Origin of the sequence: Methylobacterium organophilum, assembly GCF_022533465.1 — a bacterium.
Classification (GTDB): Bacteria; Pseudomonadota; Alphaproteobacteria; order Rhizobiales; family Beijerinckiaceae; genus Methylobacterium; species Methylobacterium organophilum.
The window spans coordinates 3,568,707-3,584,459 of sequence record NZ_CP092848.1; the positions used below are offsets into that span (position 1 = coordinate 3,568,707).

Consider the following 15,753-nt stretch of genomic DNA (forward strand, 5'->3'; position numbering starts at 1 on the left):
CGCGAGCGCCCCCGGGCGGGCCAGCCGGTAATTTCGGATCGGTTAACGCGACCGCTCAAACCTGCAGGAATTCGTGCAGGCCGGTCACATGTGGCCCGGGCGCCACAGGGCCGTCATCCGCCGAAGCGCCCGGCAATGGCATGGGACAGCCGGTCGCCCTCCGCGAGGAAGCGGGCGGTGGCCTCGCCGGCCGAGGGGGTGCAGATCCGATAGGTGAGGGCGTAGCCGCGATAGCCGCGGTTATAGGCCCCGGCGAGGCGGTCGCGCCGGTTCGGCGTCACGCCCTCCGTCTCCAGGAGCGCCCTCATCCGCGCCGGCCATTCCTCCGCATCCTGGGCGGCGCAGAGGCTGCGCAGGAAGGACAGGGAGCCGATCACCTCGGCGAGCCGCATCAGGTCGCGGTCATAGGGGGCCGGCGGCGGCTCGACCGGGGGCGGGGGCTCCTTGTCCTTCTCGGGGGCCGGGGCCTTGCCGCCCTGCCGGGTCGGGGCGTTGCGCCATTGCGCGCCGGCCTCCGCCACCGGCCAGGCCGCGGCGAGGGTCGCGAGCAGCAGGATCGCCGGGAGACGCACGCTCATGCCGCGACCTCCACCGCGGCGATCCGGGCGAAGGCCTCGCGCAGGGTCTCGAACAGGCCCGGCGTGGTCTCCAGGGCCAGCACCTCCTCCGGCTCCGCCCAGCGCACGCCGAGGGCCTCCGGGCCGGGCATCGCCTCGCCGCCGCGCCAGAGGGCGGCATGGGGATGCACCACGTAATGGTGGCGCACGCGGCCGTCCGGCGCGCGCAGGATGATCTCGGTGGGCGTCAGGCTCGGGCCGACCACCGCCGCCTCGACCCCGACTTCCTCCCGAAGCTCGCGCAGCGCCGCCTCCGCCAGGGCTTCGCCGGGCTCGACGAGGCCGCCGGGCAGGGTCCAGACGCCGCGCATCGGCGGGTTGGCGCGGGCCGCGAGCAGCACGCGGCCGTCCCGGATCACCGCGATCGAGACGCCGAGGAACGGGCGGCTCGGGAAGGTGCGGGCCTCCTCGCTCACCGTGCCGCCCCCGCAAGGCCGGGATCGACCACGGCGACGCGCCCATCGGCGAGCCCGACCAGGAGGCGGGCCGCGTCCCCCCGACCGAGGGAGGCGAGGCCGGTCGCGGCCGGGGCGGGGAGGGGGATGCGGGCGCGCTCGCTCACCCCGTCCTTCAGGGAGACCAGGGCGAGGGCGCTGCGATCGGCCGAGGGCAGGGCGAGGAGCGGCACGGATCCGGTCTCGACGGCGGCGGCGAGAGGGGCCTCGCCCCGGGCGGCGGTGTAGCCCGGAGCCTCGTGCAGCAGGCGGAAGCCCTCCGGCGCGATCTCCCAGAGCTGGAGCATGCCGGCGCCGTCGGGGGCGCGCACGGCGGCGAGCTGGGTGCGGCCCTTGCCGGTGAAGTCGCCGGCGGCGGCGAAGGCGAGGGGCGCGCCCTCCGGCCCGGCGCCGGCCTGGGGCGGGGTCCGGGCGAGCACGGCCCAGTGCCCCGGCCCGTCCTTGCCGATCAGGAGCGCCGCGGAGGCGCCCCCGCCCAGGGCCGCCACGGCGAGGAGGACCGGCTTGCCGGCGAGCCGGGCGACCAGGGGCGTGCGCGCGGCGAAGACCGCCTCGGCGCCCGGCGCCACGGTCTCCGTCGCGGTCGGCACCGGCTTCGGGTCGCGGGTCATCCCGATCGGCTGGCGCTCGCGGATGGTGAGGCCGGCGGCCTGGCCCGGGCCGCCGCCCAGGGCCCGGGTCGGGCCGGTGAGATAGGCGGTGAGCGGCCCGTCCAGCACCCGGCGGGCGCCGGGCACGGCGTTGCGCGGGGTCTCGGCCACCGTGAGGCCCTCGACCGCCTCCGCATCGATCGGGCTGACGCGGATCTGGCCCTCGCGGAGCGTCAGCACCGCGCCGCCGCCCTCGCCCCAGACCACGGCCAGCGGCTCCGGCCCCTCCGCCTCCGGCCCGATCTTCGGATCCGCGCTCGCGGGCTTGCGGCGGGTGCCGGGCACCAGGCCCGAGGTGGCGATGGAGAGCGCGGTCTCGCTACCGGGGCCCCGCAGCGCGGTGGCGGCGAAGGGCAGGTCGAGGATCGCGACGGAGGGCCCGGCCGTCGCCGCGCCGGCCCCGATCATCCAGGCAGCCAGGGCGGCGAGCGCCGCCCTCGCGCGGTCAGACATGCTGCCCGCCGTTGATGTGCAGCTCGGCCCCGTTCACGTAGGAGGAGGCCTCCGTGCACAGGAAGTAGATCGCCTTGGCGACCTCGTCCGGCGTGCCGAGGCGGCGCTGCGGGATCTGCTGCACGAGCTTGTCGGTCCCCGGCGACAGGATCGAGGTGTCGATCTCGCCGGGGGAGATCGCGTTCACCCGCACGCCGAGGGGGCCGAAATCGGCCGCCATCTCCCGGGTCAGGCCGGCCAGCGCCGCCTTGGAGGTGCCGTAGGCCGCCCCCGCGAAGGGATGCACCCGGGAGCCCGCGATCGAGGTGACGTTGACGATCGAGCCCTTGGCCCGGGTGAGCTCGTCGCACAGGCCCCGCGCCAGCAGGATCGGCGCGAAGAAGTTCACCTGGAACACCCGCGCCCAATCCTCGTAGGTCGTGCCCAGCGCCCCGAGGCGCTCGCCCTCGGGGCCCTTCGGCGAGATGCCGGCATTGTTGACGAGGGCGTGCAGCAGGCCGCCCTCCTTGGCGAGGCGCTCGGCCACCTCCCGCACGCCGCGCACGGTGTCCTGCGCGTCGGCGAGATCGACCTGGAGGTGATCCTCCGGTCCCATCTCCCAGGGACAGTTCTCGGGGAAGGGATGGCGCGAACAGGTGATGACCCGCCAGCCGGCGGCGGAGAATCGCTTCACGGTGGCATGCCCGATGCCCCGGCTCGCGCCGGTGAGCAGCATCACCCGTCGACGGTCGTTGGAGTAGGCCAAGGCCGTTCCCTCGCTGCCCCGGCACCGCAGGGGACGGGGGCCTACAGGTCTAAGCCGCGCCTAGCCGGAAATCCAGGGTCTGCGCTGCAATGCGAAAGAAGCCGGTTCCGTTCGCGGTTTCGCCTTGTATGCACGTTCCGCCTCGGTTGTGGCGGCGGCGCCCTTGCCGGCCGGGGAGGTTCGTGCGAGCGGCGGAACGGCCACGCTTGCCCCGGGCGCGGCCGGGACGCGTCGGGGCACGACCGGATGCGTGAGGGAAGACGGGTGAGCGCGCCGACAGAGCGTCCGATCGTGCTCGTGGTCGAGGACGACGCCGTGGTGCGCAGCGCCGCGGTGGAAACCCTCGAGGAGGCCGGCTTCGAGGCCCATCAGGCGGGCAACGGCAACGAGGCCATCCGGCATCTCGACCGCACCGACGGCGTGCGCGTGGTCCTCACCGACATCGACATGCCCCTCGGCATCGACGGCATCAAGCTCGCCGCCTGCATCCATCGGCGCTGGCCGCGGATCGGCATCGTCATCACCTCCGGGAAGATCCGGCCGGAGCCCGGGGACGTCCCGGCCCGCGGCCAGTTCATCCCCAAGCCCTATACCGAGGCGGCGATCCTCGCGGCGATCCGCGGCCTGATGGCCTGATCGTCAGGGATAGAGCCGCGCCCGGTCCCAGCCCGCACCGGCCCTGGTGAAGCGGACGCGGTCGTGCAGGCGGAAGTCGCCGTTCTGCCAGAACTCGATCTGCACCGGGGCGATGCGGAAGCCGGTCCAGTTCTCCGGCCGGGGCACGGGGCCGTTCTCGTATCGCGCGGCGAGGGCCTCGACCTCGGCCATCAGGGTCGCCCGGTCGACGAGCGGACGCGACTGCCGGCTCGCGATGGCGCCCAGCCGGCTCTCCCGGCGGCGGCTCTCGAAATAGGCGTCCGCCTCCTCCGCCGTGACGCGGCTCACGGGGCCGCGGGCGCGGATCTGCCGGCGCAGGGACTTCCAGTGCAGCACGATCGCCGCCTGCGGGTTCTGCGCGAGCTCCTGGCCCTTGGCGGACTCCACGTTGGTGTAGAAGACGATGCCGCGGGGATCGAGCCCCTTCATCAGGATCATGCGCACGTCCGGCAGCCCGTCGGACCCGGCCGTGGCGAGCGCCATGGCGTTGTGATCCTCCGGCTCCGACAGGCGGGCCTCCTCCATCCAGGCGGCGAAGAGCGCCCAGGGATCCTCCGCCAGGGTGAAGTCGCCGGCCGCCTCGGCGGGAGGGTGCCGCGGCTCATCGATCTTTAACCCATCCAAGGTTTCATCCTCCGCAGTGGCATCCGGGTCGGGGGCACCGACGTTTGGGGGCACGACAGGCCGAACGGGTCATCGCGCAGGTTCAGGTGTAATGCGTCGGAGCGACTGTAAAGCCCTCCCCGGGAACGACGTGCGCCCACGCCGCTCCCGGACGACCTCCGCCAGTGCGGCCCTGTTTCTCGCGATGGCGCTCCCGGCGTCGATCTGCGGTTGCAGCGGCCCGATCCTCACCTTCCGCAGCGAGGCCGCCGCCACGGTGCCGGAGGAGCCCACCACCACCGGCAGCCTCACCAGGCCGGAACTGACCTTCGGCAAGGATCTGGGCGTCGAGGATTGGCGCCGGGCCCATGCCGCCCTGTCGGTGGCCCTCGATCCGCAGGGCAACGGCCGGCCGGTGAAATGGGAGAATCCCGAGACCGCGATGCGCGGCTCGGTGAATCCCACCGGCCTGCCCTACGTGAGCAACGACGAGGTCTGCCGCGACTTCCTCGCCTCCGTGATCGGCGAGAGCACCAGCCGCTTCGTGCGCGGCACGGGCTGCAAGCCCTCCGGCAGCGCATGGGAGCTGCGGCGCCTGCGCACGGCCAAGGGGGAGGGCAAGCAGGACGAGAAGGGCGGCGCCAGAGGGCAGGCCAGGCCCGCCAGCAAGAGTTGAGGCGCCCGCCGCGCGGCGGACGATGGGCGCCGGTGCGGTCCCATCCCGCGGCGAACATTTGAGCCGACGAACAGCGTTGCAAAAAAGCAACGCATTCCCTACCTCGGTGGGATGCTAACCTGGGCAGCCTCACCGCCGCCCGTGACCCCTCTCGAAGACCTGATGATGCGCAATCCCTACGACGTTCTCGGAGTGCCGAAGGGCGCGAGCGAGGCCGACATCAAGAAGGCCTTCCGCAAGCTCGCCAAGACCTACCATCCCGACCGCAACAAGGACGACGCCAAGGCCAAGGACCGCTTCGCGGAAGCCAACACCGCCTATGAGATCCTGGGCGACAAGGACAAGCGCGCGCAGTTCGACCGCGGCGAGATCGACGCCGAGGGCCGCCCGCGCGCGACCGGATTCGAGGGCTTTTCCGGCTTCGGCGGCGGCCCGGGCCGGGGCAATTTCGACTTCGAAGGCTTCACCCGCGGCGGCGGCGGCCGGGCCGGCGGCCCCGGCGGCATCGGCGAGGACATCTTCTCGCACCTGTTCGGCGAGGCCTTCCGGGCCGGCGGCGCCGGTCCCGGGGCGGGGGCCCGGGGCCCGATGCGCGGCGAGGACGTGGCGGCGGAGCTCGCCGTGACGCTGGAGCAGGTGGCGAGCGAGGAGAAGCTGCGCATCACCCTGCCCGGCGGCCGGGACGTCGATGTGGTGGTGCCCAAGGGCGTGACCGACGGGCAGACCATCCGCCTGCGCGGGCTCGGCGGCTCCGGCGGCCCGCGGGGCGAGGCCGGCGACGCGCTGCTCACCATCCGCATCCTGCCCCATCCCCGCTTCAAGGTGGAGGGGGCGGACCTGCGCGCCACGGTCGACCTGCCGCTGGAAGACGCGGTGCTCGGCGGGATGCTGCGCGTGCCGACGCTCACCGGCGCCGTCGAGATGAAGGTGCCGCCCATGACCGGCTCCGGCCGCACCTTCCGCCTGCGCGGCAAGGGCCTGCCGAAGAAGGATGGCAGCCGCGGCGACCTGCTGGCGACGACGGCCATCGCCCTGCCCGACGGCGAGGATGCGGCGCTGACCGACTATGCCCGCCGCCGCCGCGAGGCGAAGGCCGGCACCGCCTGAGGCGCGGAGCCGGACGCACCGCGGCGCGGGAGGAAGGCCGCTTAAGGCTTTTTTCCCCGTCGGGGCTCCGCTAAGGATGCCCCGGCAGACGGGCGGCGGAGCATCGCCCGCCTGCGGGACAGCTTCAGGGTGCCTTGATGTCGGAAACGAGCCCGGTTCAGAAATCCCCCGGCATCGGCGCCGCCGGAACCGGGCTTCTCGCCGGCAAGCGCGGCCTGATCCTCGGCGTCGCCAACAACCGCTCGATCGCCTGGGGCATCGCCAGGAGCGCGGCCGCCCATGGCGCCCAGCTCGCCTTCACCTACCAGGGCGACGCCCTGAAGAAGCGGGTCGAGCCCCTCGCCCGCGAGCTCGACGCCCATGTGGTCGGCCATTGCGACGTGACCGACGCGGCCTCGATCGACGCCGTCTTCGCGGCCACCGCCGAGCTCTTCCCCGAGGGCCTGGACTTCGTGGTCCATTGCATCGCCTTCTCCGACAAGGACGAGCTGACGGGCCGCTACGTCGAGACCAGCGAGGGCAACTTCACCAAGTCGCTGCTGATCTCCTGCTACTCCTTCACGGCCATCGCCCAGCGGGCCGAGACGCTGATGAAGAACGGCGGCTCGCTGCTGACGCTGACCTATTACGGCGCCGAGAAGTGGATGCCCCACTACAACGTCATGGGCGTGGCCAAGGCGGCGCTCGAAGCCTCCGTGCGCTACCTCGCCGCCGATCTCGGCCCCTCGAACATCCGCGTCAACGCGATTTCGGCCGGCCCGATCAAGACGCTGGCCGCCTCCGGCATCGGCGATTTCCGCTACATCCTGAAGTGGAACGAGTACAACGCGCCCCTGCGCCGGACCGTGACCATCGAGGAGGTCGGCGAGACCGCGACCTATCTCGTCTCCGACATGTCGAAGGGCATGACCGGCGAGATCCTGCACGTGGATGCCGGCTACCACGTCGTCGGCATGAAGAACCCGGACGCCCCCGACCTCTCCCTCGACCGGGACTGATCCGCCTCACCCGTCGAGGCGCGCGCTCCAATCCTCCACGGCGGCCCTCTCCAGCCGCCGGGCGGCGAGCTGCCGCCAGGATTCCGACAGGGGCGCGAGGGCCGCGATCTCCGTGAGGGCCGCCCGGTCGAGCCGGTCGACGTAGAACACGCGGAGCAGCCGGGCGAGCGGCCAGGACGGGCAGGGCCGCTCCACCAGCCGCAGGCGATCCCCCGCCGCGACCATGCCCGGTTCCAGCACCCGGTAATACCAGCCCGTGCGCCCGCTCGCCTGCACGCGGCGCGCCATGTCCGGCACCCCGAAGCGCTCGTTGAGCTTCCAGCAAGGCTGACGGGCCTGGCTGACCTGGAGCAGGGCGCCCCCGGCGCGCAACACGTCGCCGATGCAGATCTCCGCCTCGGTCAGGCCGAGGCTGGACAGGTTCTCGCCGAAGGCCCCCGGCTGCCCGAGCAGGGCCGGCGGATCGGGCAGCTCCGCCCGCCAGGCCGCCGCATGGTCCAGCGCGTAGTGATGCACCGCCTTCTCCGGGCCGCCGTGATGGCGCGCGTCGGCCTGCGCGTCGCCGGACAGGCCGAGGGGGCCGATCGCGACGGGATCCGAGACCGGCGCCTTGGCGATCCCGCTCGGGGTGCCCTTCCGCCCCAGCGGGGCAACGGGCCCGACCAGGACCGCACGAATCGCAACATCCATCGCCCGCTCCTCCCAGAGACGTTGTAAGTTCAAGACAACAGGTTGTCTAGTGGAGCGAAGTTGTCTCCCTGCGCGATGGTTGCCAAGAGACCGCCCCTGAGGCTTTGTCGCGCGATGTCCGTTGCCAGCCGCATCCGTGCCCTTCGCCGTCGTCGTGGCCTCACCCTCGACGCGCTCGCCGAGGCGGTCGGCGTTCACAAGGGCCACCTGTCGCGGATCGAGCGTGGGGAAAAGGCGCCTTCCCTCGCCACCCTGGAGGCGATCGGGACGGCTCTGGGCGCGGACATGGCCTCGCTGTTCGGCGAGCGGATCGAGGCGGACGAGGTCGTCGTCGTGCGCGGTGCGGAAGCCATGGGCGTGCGAGAGACGGGCGTACGCGAGATGGGCGTGCGCGAGCCCGATTACGCCGTCCACGCCCTCGTGCCGGCCCGGGAGGGGCGGGCGGCCGCGCTCTACCTGGTCGAGCCGGGGGACGCCTTCCGCGATGCGGACCGGCCGAGCCATGGCGGCCAGGAGATCGCCTATGTCCTGCGGGGACGCGTCGAGCTCGCCGTGGCCGACCGCCGCGTCACCCTGCAGGCGGGCGATTGCGCCACCTATGACGGGGGCCTGCCCCACCGCCTGCGCCGGCTCGGCCCGGATCCCGCGGCCGTCCTCGTGATGATCGCCGCCGGCTGAGCTTCAGGCGCCTTCGTCGTCCTCGTCGTCCTCGGAAAAGTCCCCGGCGAGGCGCAGCCCCTCGATCCAGGTCTCGCCGGCCCGCTTGATCACCACATGCGGCCGCACGCCGCCTTCCCGGGCGATCGCCGCGGCAAGCGGCTCGGAATGCGTGACCAGCCAGACCTGCGTGCGGCGCGCGGCCTGGACGATCATCCGCGCCAGCGCCGGCATCAGGTCGGGATGCAGGCTCGTCTCCGGCTCGTTCAGGGCCACGAAGGAGGGCAGCCGATAGGCCAGCAGCGCGCCGGCGAGTGCCAGGAAGCGCAGGGTCCCATCCGAGAGCTCGGAGGCCTGGAAGACGCGCTTCGGGTAATCCGGAAAGATCAGCCCGAATTCGGCGTCCCGGCCGGGCTCCGGCACGATGAGCCGGGCACCGGGAAAGGCGTGCGCGATCGCCGCGTCGAGCTCCGCGCTGTCCTGCCGGATGTGGCGGAGCGTGGCGAAGACGGCGGCGAGGTCGGCGCCGTCCGAGGCGAGCGTCGGCGTCGTCACCGCGAGGCAGGGCCGGCGCAGGGGCGAGGCCGCGTCGGAGCGGAAGCCGTGGTGGAAACGCCAGTCCTGCAGCGCCTGGCGCAGGATCTGGAGCTCCGGGAAGGCCACGGCGTCCTGGAGCGCGGCGAGCGCCGTCTCGCTCGGGAGGATGGCGACGCCGAAGGGGCGCTTGGCCCCGCCCTCGCCGCGCACGAAGCCCGTGGGGCCGTCGCGGTCGAGGAGGATCAGGGGGCGCCGGCCCGAGGTCAGGGTGAGGCGCTCCGTCTTCACCTGCGGCTCGCGGGCGAAGCCGGCCCCGAGGACGGTCACGCTGCCCCAGCCGTCGACCGATTGCGGGACCAGGCCGACCTCGACCGCGTAGAGGAAGCCCTGGCCGGTCTCGTCGTCGCAGAGTTCGGCGGTGAGCCTGACGCGGGCGCGGTCCTTGGCCCGGCGCGGGCCGGCCCAGAGCGCGGATTCCATCCCGCCCTCCGCCGCGATCGTGCGGGTCAGCCGCCCGGTCGCCGCACCCTGCAGCAGCTCCAGCGCCCGATAGAGATTGGTCTTGCCGACGCCGTTGCCGCCGACGAACACGCTCAAGGCGCCGACCGGGAACCGGATCCCCTTGAGCGAACGGTAGCCGGCGACGGCGATCTCCCGGACCGTGAGCATGGCGTCCCCGCAGCAAGGCAGGGCCGATCGAAGGCGAGCCGCCGCGATTTGGCAAGGGCGGCCGTCAGGAGGCCCCCGGGCCGACAACTACGTGCTCGCCCCGGCGGGACGGGCGGTGGAGGGGGCGGGCTTCAGCCGGACCGCCTGCTTCCCCGGCTGAGACGGCCCGGCGCCTGCCAAGCCGATCCCGCCCTGAAGCCGCGCCTCGACGCGACGCGGCTCGGCGACCCGCCCCTGTTCCCGCAGGGCGCGATGTACGCGATCCGGTGAGCCCCGCGCTCAGTCGGGCACGACGAGGCCGTCGAGCTCCGCGGGCGCGGCCGGGTGGCGCGGGTCCATCGCCTCCAGGGTGTCGGCGATGGTGCGCGCCACGGCGAGGTTGCGCGCCCATTTCCGGTTGGCCGGGACCACGTGCCAGGGGGCGTAGGGCGTGGAGCAGCGCTGGAGCGCGTCTTTGAAGGCGCCCTGATAGGCGTCCCAGGATTTCCGCTCGACGAGGTCGGCGGGGTCGAACTTCCAGCGCTTCTCGGGATCGGCGAGCCGCGCTTCCAGGCGCTTCTTCTGCTCGTCCTTCGAGATGTGCAGGAAGAACTTCAGGATCGTGACGCCCGACGCGGTGAGCAGCCGCTCGAAATCGTTGATGAGGCCGTAGCGCTCCTGCCAGACCGCCTCCGGCACGAGCTTCTTCACCCGCACCACCAGCACGTCCTCGTAATGGCTGCGGTTGAACACGCCGATCAGCCCGCGGCCCGGCACCCGGGCGTGGTAGCGCCAGAGGAAGTCCTGATCGAGCTCCTCGGCGCTCGGCACCTTGAAGGACCAGACCCGGCAGCCCTGGGGATTCACCCCCTGGAACACGTTGCGGACGGTCCCGTCCTTGCCGCCGGTGTCGATGGCCTGCAGCACCACGAGCAGGCTGCGGCGATGCTCGGCGTAGAGCTTCTCCTGGGCGGCCTCGATCCGGGCGCGGGCCGCCTCGAGCAGGGCCTTGGCCGCATCCTTCTCGACATCGCCGACCGCCTCCGGATCGACGGCGGACAGGTCGAAGGGCCGCCCCGGCTCCACCGTCACGATCCCCGGCGCCGCGGTGACCAGAGCCGGGCGATGGCCCCCGATCAGCTCCGGGGCTTCCTCGGCGAGGGCGCTTGCGCTCCGCGCCCAGCGTGCGGAAGAGGGCGGATCGCCGGGCACCTGCGACCCTGTTGCATGGACTTTTCCCGGCTTTGGGTGCGCTGCATGCTTGCCGTGCTTCTTGGCCATGGGGAAAGACTGCTCTCCATTGAGACACCTGAGGCCGGGGGCGGCCTGCAACATCGGAGATCGTCGCGTGAGCCCCGAGTGGACCCGGCGGCCGGCCCTGGACGGAGCCGGACGGTGACACGCTACCCGACGATCTGGTTCGTCCGCCACGGGCAGACGGACTGGAACGCGCAAAGGCGGCTTCAGGGCCATCGCGACATCGATCTGAACCCGATCGGCCTCGCCCAGGCGGGGGAGGCGGCCCGCCGCCTGCACGCCGTCGCCGGCGACGCGCTCGGGCAGGCCCGCTTCGTGGCGAGCCCGCTCCTGCGCGCCCGCCGGACCATGACGGCCCTGCGCAGAGCCCTGGCCCTGCCCCCCGAGGGCTTCGACACGGACGACCGGCTCAAGGAGCTCGGCTTCGGGATCTGGGAGGGGCTGACCTGGGCGCAGGTACGCCAGGCCGATCCCCGGGGCGCCACCGGCCGGGACCGCGACCGCTGGGGCTTCCGGCCCGCGGGGGAGGGGGCGGAGAGCTACGCCATGCTCGCCGAGCGCGTCGGCGCCTTCCTGCGGGAGCTCGACGGGCCGAGCGTCGTGGTCGGCCACGGCGGCACCGCCCGCGCCCTGCTCTATGCCATCGGGCATCTCGACGCCCAGGCGGCCCCGCGGGTGGGCATCCGCCAGGGCGTCGTGCTCGTCCTCGAGGCGGAGGGCTGGCGCTGGGCGTAGCCGGAACGGGGCGAGATGCGGATGGCATTCAAGCCCGGTTCAAGCTACCCCGGGAAGATGCTACGAGGCGCTCCGAGTTGCGGATGCCGCGGAGCGGGCACGAAGCCGTCTCAATCCGGCCAAGCGCAACGGACATCTCCATCGGCACGGTGGCGCAGATCGACGAGCGGCGATCCTGCGTGGGTCGTCAGCGGAGCAGTGCATGAGCAGTCTCGCCGAGAAGAGCCGGACTCGGCAGGCGGATTCCGGATCGATTCTCGAAGGGCGCGCCTTCCTGCGCGGCCCCGTGCGCCCGGACTTGGTCCGCGACGAGCTGCTGCCCGAGATCTTCCGCGCGAGCGCCGCGGCGCGGGGGGACCATCCCTGCCTGATCGACGGAGCGGATCCGGCCAGGACCGCCCTGACCTATGCCGAGGTGGATGCGCGCTCGGATGCGCTCGCGGCGGCGCTCGCCGCCCGCGGCCTCGGCCCCGGCGACGTGGTCGGCCTCTGGATGGCCCGCGGGCCGGAGCTGCTGGTCGCCCAGATCGGCATCACCAAATCGGGCGCGGCCTGGCTGCCCTTCGACGCGGAGGCCCCGGCCGACCGCGTGGCCGTCTGCCTGAAGGATGCCGAGGCCAAGGCGCTGTTCGTGTCGGAGGCCCTGCGCCCGGCCGCCCCCGCCGGCACGCCGCTGATCACCACCGCCGCGCTCCTGGAGGCCGCCGGCGGCGCCCCCGCGCCGGACCTGCGCGCCCGGGGCCTGACCCGGGAGCACCCGGCCTACCTGATCTACACCTCGGGCTCGACCGGCGTGCCCAAGGGCATCGTCATCAGCCACGCCAACATCTGCCACTTCCTGCGCTCCGGCAACGCGCTCTACGGCATGCGTGCGGACGACGTGGTGTTCCAGGGCGCCTCGGTCGCCTTCGACCTCTCCATGGAGGAGATCTGGGTCCCCTATCTCGTCGGCGCGACCCTGTTCGTGGCGAGCCCCGCCATGATGGGCGACGTGGAGAGCCTGCCGGCGATCATCGCGCAGAACGGGATCACGGTGCTCGACACCGTGCCGACCTTGCTCGCCATGATCCCGGGCGAGTTGGAGAGCGTGCGCCTGGTCCTGCTCGGGGGCGAGGCCCTGCCCGAGCCGCTGGTGGCCCGCTGGGCCGTGAACGGGCGCCAGCTCTTCAACACCTACGGCCCGACCGAGGCCACGGTGGTCGCGACCGCCGCGCAGATGCGGCCGGGCGAGCCCGTCACCATCGGCGGCCCGATCCCGAACTACACGATCTACGTCGCCGACGAGGGGCTGAACCTGCTCGGCCCCGGCGAGCAGGGCGAGCTCCTGATCGGCGGCCCCGGCGTCGCCAGCGGCTACCTGCAGCGCCCGGAGCTGACGGCGGAGAAATTCGTCGCCAATCCCTACCCCTCCGACGGGGCGGATCCCGTGCTCTACCGCTCGGGCGACGCCGTCTCCCTCGACGCGAAGGGCAACATCCTCTTCCACGGCCGCATCGACGATCAGGTCAAGATCCGCGGCTTCCGGGTCGAGCTCGGCGAGATCGAAGCGCGGATCCGGGCGCAGGACGGCATCAACCAGGCCGCCGTGGTGCTGCGGCAGGACGACGGCGTGGACCGGCTCGTGGCCTTCCTCGTGCCCGAGCGCGGCGCCGCCCTCGACCTGCCCGCCCTGCGCCGGACGCTGGCCCGCGAGATGCCGCCCTACATGGTGCCGGGCCATTTCGAGAGCGTGGAGACGCTGCCGCGCCTCACCTCGGGCAAGGTCGACCGCAAGGCGCTGCGGATCGCGCCCCTCACCGTGGCCGCGACCGAGGGCGAGCAGGAGCCGCCGGAGAACGAGACCGAGGCCGCCCTGCTCGCCGCCGCGCATCAGGTCTTCGGCAACCAGCCCATCGGCTTCGAGGCGGATTTCTTCGCCGATCTCGGCGGGCATTCGCTGCTCGCCGCCCGCTTCGTCGGCGCGGTGCGCGAGATCCCGGCGCTGGCCGGCATCACCCTGCAGGACGTCTACGCCAAGCGGACGCTGCGCAGCATGGCCCAGGCGCTGATCGAGCGCACGGGCGGGGTGGGCGCGCAGGCGGCGATCCGCGATCTCGGATTCGTCGCGCCCCCGCTCCTGCGCCGGGCGCTCTGCGGGCTGGCCCAGGCCGTGGCGCTGCCCTTCGTGATCGCGCTGGCGACCGCGCAATGGCTCGGCATCTTCGTGACCTACCTGCTGCTGACCGGCGGCAGCCTCGGCTTCTGGGCCGAGCTCGGCGTCCTGCTGCTCGTCTATATCGGCATCAACTTCGTCACCGCCTGCATCGCCGTCGCGGCGAAGTGGCTGATCCTCGGCCGGACCCGGCCGGGACGCTACCCGCTCTGGGGCAGCTATTACTTCCGCTGGTGGCTGACCCAGCGCCTGACGCCCCTGGTGCACATCAAGTGGCTGCAGGGCTCGCCGGCCATCACCGCCTATCTCCGCCTGCTCGGGGCGAAGATCGGCCCGGACGTGCTCATCTCCGACATCGATGTCGGGGCGCCGGACCTGCTCAGCATCGGCCGCGGCTCCTCCCTGGGGGGCCGGCTCGTCATCGCCAATGCCGAGGTGGTCGGCAACGAGCTCGTCATCGGCCGCACGACGATCGGCGAGGACGTGGCCATCGGCAGCTCCTGCGTCGTCGGCGCCAACACGGTGATCGGCGACCATGCGGAACTCGCCGACCTCACCACCGTGCCGGCGGGCACCGAGGTCGGCACCGCCGAATCCTGGGACGGCTCGCCCGGCCGGCGCGTCGGCACCGTCAATTTCGCCGATCTGCCCGAGCCCGCCACCGCGAGCCCGGCGCGGCGGGCCGCCTTCACCGCGGCCTATGCCTTCCTGCTCGCGGCGATTCCCGCGGTCGGGCTGCTGCCGATCTTCCCGGCCTTCTACCTCTTCGACCAGATCTCGGACCAGCTCTCCGAGATCACCGATATCGACTACCACGCCTATCTGCCGCTGCTGACCTGGCCCACCGCCATGCTGATGACGGCGGGCACGGTGCTGCTCATCGCCGGCATCCGCTGGGCGGTGCTGCCGCGCCGGCGCGCGGGCACCTACTCGATCTGGTCGGGCTTCTACCTGCGCAAGTGGCTGGTGGCGCTGGCGAGCGAGGTGACGCTGGAGACGCTCTCCTCCCTCTTCGCCACCGTCTACATGCGGGCCTGGTACCGCCTGATGGGCGCGCGGATGGGCAAGGGCGCCGAGATCTCGACCAATCTCGGCAGCCGGCACGACCTCGCGGAGGTGGGCTTCAAGAACTTCATCGCCGACGAGGTGGTGTTCGGCGAGGAGGAGATCCGCCGGGGCTGGATGCACCTGCACGAGGTCAGGACCGGCGCCCGCGTCTTCGTGGGCAATGACGGCGTGGTGCCCCCGGGCGCCGACATCCCCGACGACGTGCTGATCGGCATCAAGTCGAAGCCGCCGGCCAATGCCGAGATGGCGCCGGGCGAGACCTGGTTCGGCTCGCCCCCGATCAAGCTGCCCGTGCGCCAGAAGGTCGATCTCGGCTCCACCGCCCAGACCTACGAGCCGGGCGTGTGGCCGAAGCTGCGCCGGGGCGTGTTCGAGGCCTTCGCGACCTCGTTCTCGCCGATGCTCTACCTGACCCTCGCGATCTGCGCGATCGACTGGTACTTCTACCCGGCGATCCTGGAGCGCGACTGGGCCGGCCTCGCCGTCTCCTTCGTGGCCGCGAGCGTGATCATCGCCCTGATCCAGACCTCCACCGTCATCGCCCTGAAATGGCTGCTGATGGGCGTCTACCGGCCGGGCATGCGGCCGATGTGGTCCTGGTGGGCCATGCGCACCGAGGCCATCGCCGTCGCCTATTGGGGCCTCGCCGGCAAGGTGCTGCTGGAGCACCTGATGGGCACGCCCTTCCTGCCCTGGGTGCTGCGCCTGCTCGGGGTGAAGGTCGGCCAGGGGGTGTGCATGCTCACCACCGACATCACCGAGTTCGACTGCGTGCGCATCGGCGACTTCTCGGCGATCAACCGCACCTCGGCCCTTCAGACCCATCTCTACGAGGACCGCATCATGAAGGTCGGCCGGGTCGAGGTCGGGCGCGGGGTCTCGGTCGGCGCCTTCTCCACCGTCCTCTACGACACCCGGGTCGGCGACTACGCGCAGCTGCGCCCCCTCACCATCGTGATGAAGGGCGAGTCCCTGCCGAGCCATTCGGAATGGGAGGGGGCGCCGGCCGTGCCGGTGGTGCACGCCAAGGCGGCGTGACGGAAGGGGC

The 15,753-nt window shown here is 72.6% G+C and carries 15 protein-coding genes; 7 read left to right on the forward strand and 8 right to left on the reverse strand.

The window, feature by feature from the left end:
• Positions 1-113: 113 nt before the first annotated feature.
• The 4 genes from MMB17_RS16760 to MMB17_RS16775 are packed head-to-tail and all read right to left on the reverse strand — an operon-like array spanning position 114 to position 2,890.
• Complete coding sequence (locus MMB17_RS16760) at positions 114-578, reverse strand: TIGR02301 family protein (RefSeq protein ID WP_420847279.1); 465 nt, start codon at positions 576-578, stop codon at positions 114-116.
• Positions 575-1,033 carry an NUDIX hydrolase gene (locus MMB17_RS16765; protein WP_241099627.1) on the reverse strand — a complete coding sequence of 153 codons (459 nt, stop codon included), beginning with the start codon at positions 1,031-1,033 and terminating at the stop codon, positions 575-577. The genes MMB17_RS16760 and MMB17_RS16765 overlap by 4 nt, the downstream gene beginning before the upstream one ends.
• On the reverse strand, positions 1,030-2,175 hold the full coding sequence (locus MMB17_RS16770; protein ID WP_241099628.1) for a hypothetical protein: 1,146 nt from the start codon (positions 2,173-2,175) through the stop codon (positions 1,030-1,032). Before MMB17_RS16770 ends, MMB17_RS16765 begins: the two co-directional genes overlap by 4 nt.
• Positions 2,168-2,890 (reverse strand): SDR family NAD(P)-dependent oxidoreductase, encoded by a 723-nt coding sequence (locus MMB17_RS16775; RefSeq protein WP_238311230.1) that lies wholly within the window; start codon positions 2,888-2,890, stop codon positions 2,168-2,170. The genes MMB17_RS16770 and MMB17_RS16775 overlap by 8 nt, the downstream gene beginning before the upstream one ends.
• Before the next feature lie 294 nt (positions 2,891-3,184).
• Between MMB17_RS16775 and MMB17_RS16780 the strand changes: the two genes are divergently transcribed.
• Positions 3,185-3,556, forward strand: a complete 372-nt coding sequence (locus tag MMB17_RS16780; protein ID WP_241099629.1) for a response regulator — start codon at positions 3,185-3,187, stop codon at positions 3,554-3,556.
• A gap of 3 nt (positions 3,557-3,559) precedes the next feature.
• On the opposite strand, the gene pdxH is transcribed toward MMB17_RS16780, so the two are convergent.
• On the reverse strand, positions 3,560-4,102 hold the full coding sequence (pdxH, locus tag MMB17_RS16785) for a pyridoxamine 5'-phosphate oxidase (RefSeq protein WP_241102217.1): 543 nt from the start codon (positions 4,100-4,102) through the stop codon (positions 3,560-3,562).
• A gap of 190 nt (positions 4,103-4,292) precedes the next feature.
• On the opposite strand from pdxH, the gene MMB17_RS16790 reads away from it, so the two are divergent.
• The 3 genes from MMB17_RS16790 to fabI all read left to right on the forward strand — a co-directional run bounded on the left by MMB17_RS16790 (position 4,293) and on the right by fabI (position 6,961).
• Positions 4,293-4,856 (forward strand): RT0821/Lpp0805 family surface protein, encoded by a 564-nt coding sequence (locus MMB17_RS16790; RefSeq protein ID WP_420847280.1) that lies wholly within the window; start codon positions 4,293-4,295, stop codon positions 4,854-4,856.
• 165 nt (positions 4,857-5,021) lie between these two features.
• Positions 5,022-5,963 (forward strand): DnaJ C-terminal domain-containing protein, encoded by a 942-nt coding sequence (locus MMB17_RS16795; protein WP_238311233.1) that lies wholly within the window; start codon positions 5,022-5,024, stop codon positions 5,961-5,963.
• A gap of 137 nt (positions 5,964-6,100) precedes the next feature.
• The gene (gene fabI, locus MMB17_RS16800; protein ID WP_241099630.1) at positions 6,101-6,961 is read left to right on the forward strand and encodes an enoyl-ACP reductase FabI; all 861 of its coding nucleotides are present in this window, start codon (positions 6,101-6,103) and stop codon (positions 6,959-6,961) included.
• 6 nt (positions 6,962-6,967) lie between these two features.
• On the opposite strand, the gene MMB17_RS16805 is transcribed toward fabI, so the two are convergent.
• Positions 6,968-7,651, reverse strand: a complete 684-nt coding sequence (locus MMB17_RS16805) for an MOSC domain-containing protein (protein WP_238310939.1) — start codon at positions 7,649-7,651, stop codon at positions 6,968-6,970.
• Positions 7,652-7,765: 114 nt separating this feature from the next.
• Between MMB17_RS16805 and MMB17_RS16810 the strand changes: the two genes are divergently transcribed.
• On the forward strand, positions 7,766-8,329 hold the full coding sequence (locus MMB17_RS16810) for a helix-turn-helix domain-containing protein (RefSeq protein ID WP_241099631.1): 564 nt from the start codon (positions 7,766-7,768) through the stop codon (positions 8,327-8,329).
• 3 nt (positions 8,330-8,332) lie between these two features.
• Here the strand turns inward: MMB17_RS16810 and MMB17_RS16815 are convergent, their stop codons facing one another.
• Together MMB17_RS16815 and MMB17_RS16820 are read right to left on the reverse strand one after the other, a co-directional pair.
• Positions 8,333-9,514 carry an AAA family ATPase gene (locus tag MMB17_RS16815; RefSeq protein ID WP_241099632.1) on the reverse strand — a complete coding sequence of 394 codons (1,182 nt, stop codon included), beginning with the start codon at positions 9,512-9,514 and terminating at the stop codon, positions 8,333-8,335.
• Positions 9,515-9,793: 279 nt separating this feature from the next.
• Positions 9,794-10,774, reverse strand: a complete 981-nt coding sequence (locus tag MMB17_RS16820; protein WP_420847281.1) for a polyphosphate kinase 2 family protein — start codon at positions 10,772-10,774, stop codon at positions 9,794-9,796.
• Positions 10,775-10,888: 114 nt separating this feature from the next.
• Here MMB17_RS16820 and MMB17_RS16825 point away from each other — a divergent pair, with 114 nt between their 5' ends.
• On the forward strand, positions 10,889-11,485 hold the full coding sequence (locus MMB17_RS16825; RefSeq protein ID WP_241099634.1) for a histidine phosphatase family protein: 597 nt from the start codon (positions 10,889-10,891) through the stop codon (positions 11,483-11,485).
• A 202-nt stretch (positions 11,486-11,687) separates the two neighbouring features.
• The gene (locus tag MMB17_RS16830) at positions 11,688-15,743 is read left to right on the forward strand and encodes a Pls/PosA family non-ribosomal peptide synthetase (protein WP_241099635.1); all 4,056 of its coding nucleotides are present in this window, start codon (positions 11,688-11,690) and stop codon (positions 15,741-15,743) included.
• Positions 15,744-15,753 lie beyond the last annotated feature (10 nt).

What these genes read in the sequence shown, in the direction of transcription:
- MMB17_RS16810 (WP_241099631.1), top strand. Translation starts at nt 7,766, where the DNA reads ATGTCCGTTGCCAGCCGCATCCGTGCCCTTCGCCGTCGTCGTGGCCTC.
- MMB17_RS16815 (WP_241099632.1), bottom strand. Translation starts at nt 9,514, where the DNA reads ATGCTCACGGTCCGGGAGATCGCCGTCGCCGGCTACCGTTCGCTCAAG.
- MMB17_RS16790 (WP_420847280.1), top strand. Translation starts at nt 4,293, where the DNA reads ATGCGTCGGAGCGACTGTAAAGCCCTCCCCGGGAACGACGTGCGCCCA.
- fabI (WP_241099630.1), top strand. Translation starts at nt 6,101, where the DNA reads ATGTCGGAAACGAGCCCGGTTCAGAAATCCCCCGGCATCGGCGCCGCC.
- MMB17_RS16820 (WP_420847281.1), bottom strand. Translation starts at nt 10,774, where the DNA reads ATGGCCAAGAAGCACGGCAAGCATGCAGCGCACCCAAAGCCGGGAAAA.
- MMB17_RS16760 (WP_420847279.1), bottom strand. Translation starts at nt 578, where the DNA reads ATGAGCGTGCGTCTCCCGGCGATCCTGCTGCTCGCGACCCTCGCCGCG.
- MMB17_RS16770 (WP_241099628.1), bottom strand. Translation starts at nt 2,175, where the DNA reads ATGTCTGACCGCGCGAGGGCGGCGCTCGCCGCCCTGGCTGCCTGGATG.
- MMB17_RS16795 (WP_238311233.1), top strand. Translation starts at nt 5,022, where the DNA reads ATGCGCAATCCCTACGACGTTCTCGGAGTGCCGAAGGGCGCGAGCGAG.
- MMB17_RS16830 (WP_241099635.1), top strand. Translation starts at nt 11,688, where the DNA reads ATGAGCAGTCTCGCCGAGAAGAGCCGGACTCGGCAGGCGGATTCCGGA.
- pdxH (WP_241102217.1), bottom strand. Translation starts at nt 4,102, where the DNA reads ATGGAGGAGGCCCGCCTGTCGGAGCCGGAGGATCACAACGCCATGGCG.
- MMB17_RS16775 (WP_238311230.1), bottom strand. Translation starts at nt 2,890, where the DNA reads ATGCTGCTCACCGGCGCGAGCCGGGGCATCGGGCATGCCACCGTGAAG.
- MMB17_RS16805 (WP_238310939.1), bottom strand. Translation starts at nt 7,651, where the DNA reads ATGGATGTTGCGATTCGTGCGGTCCTGGTCGGGCCCGTTGCCCCGCTG.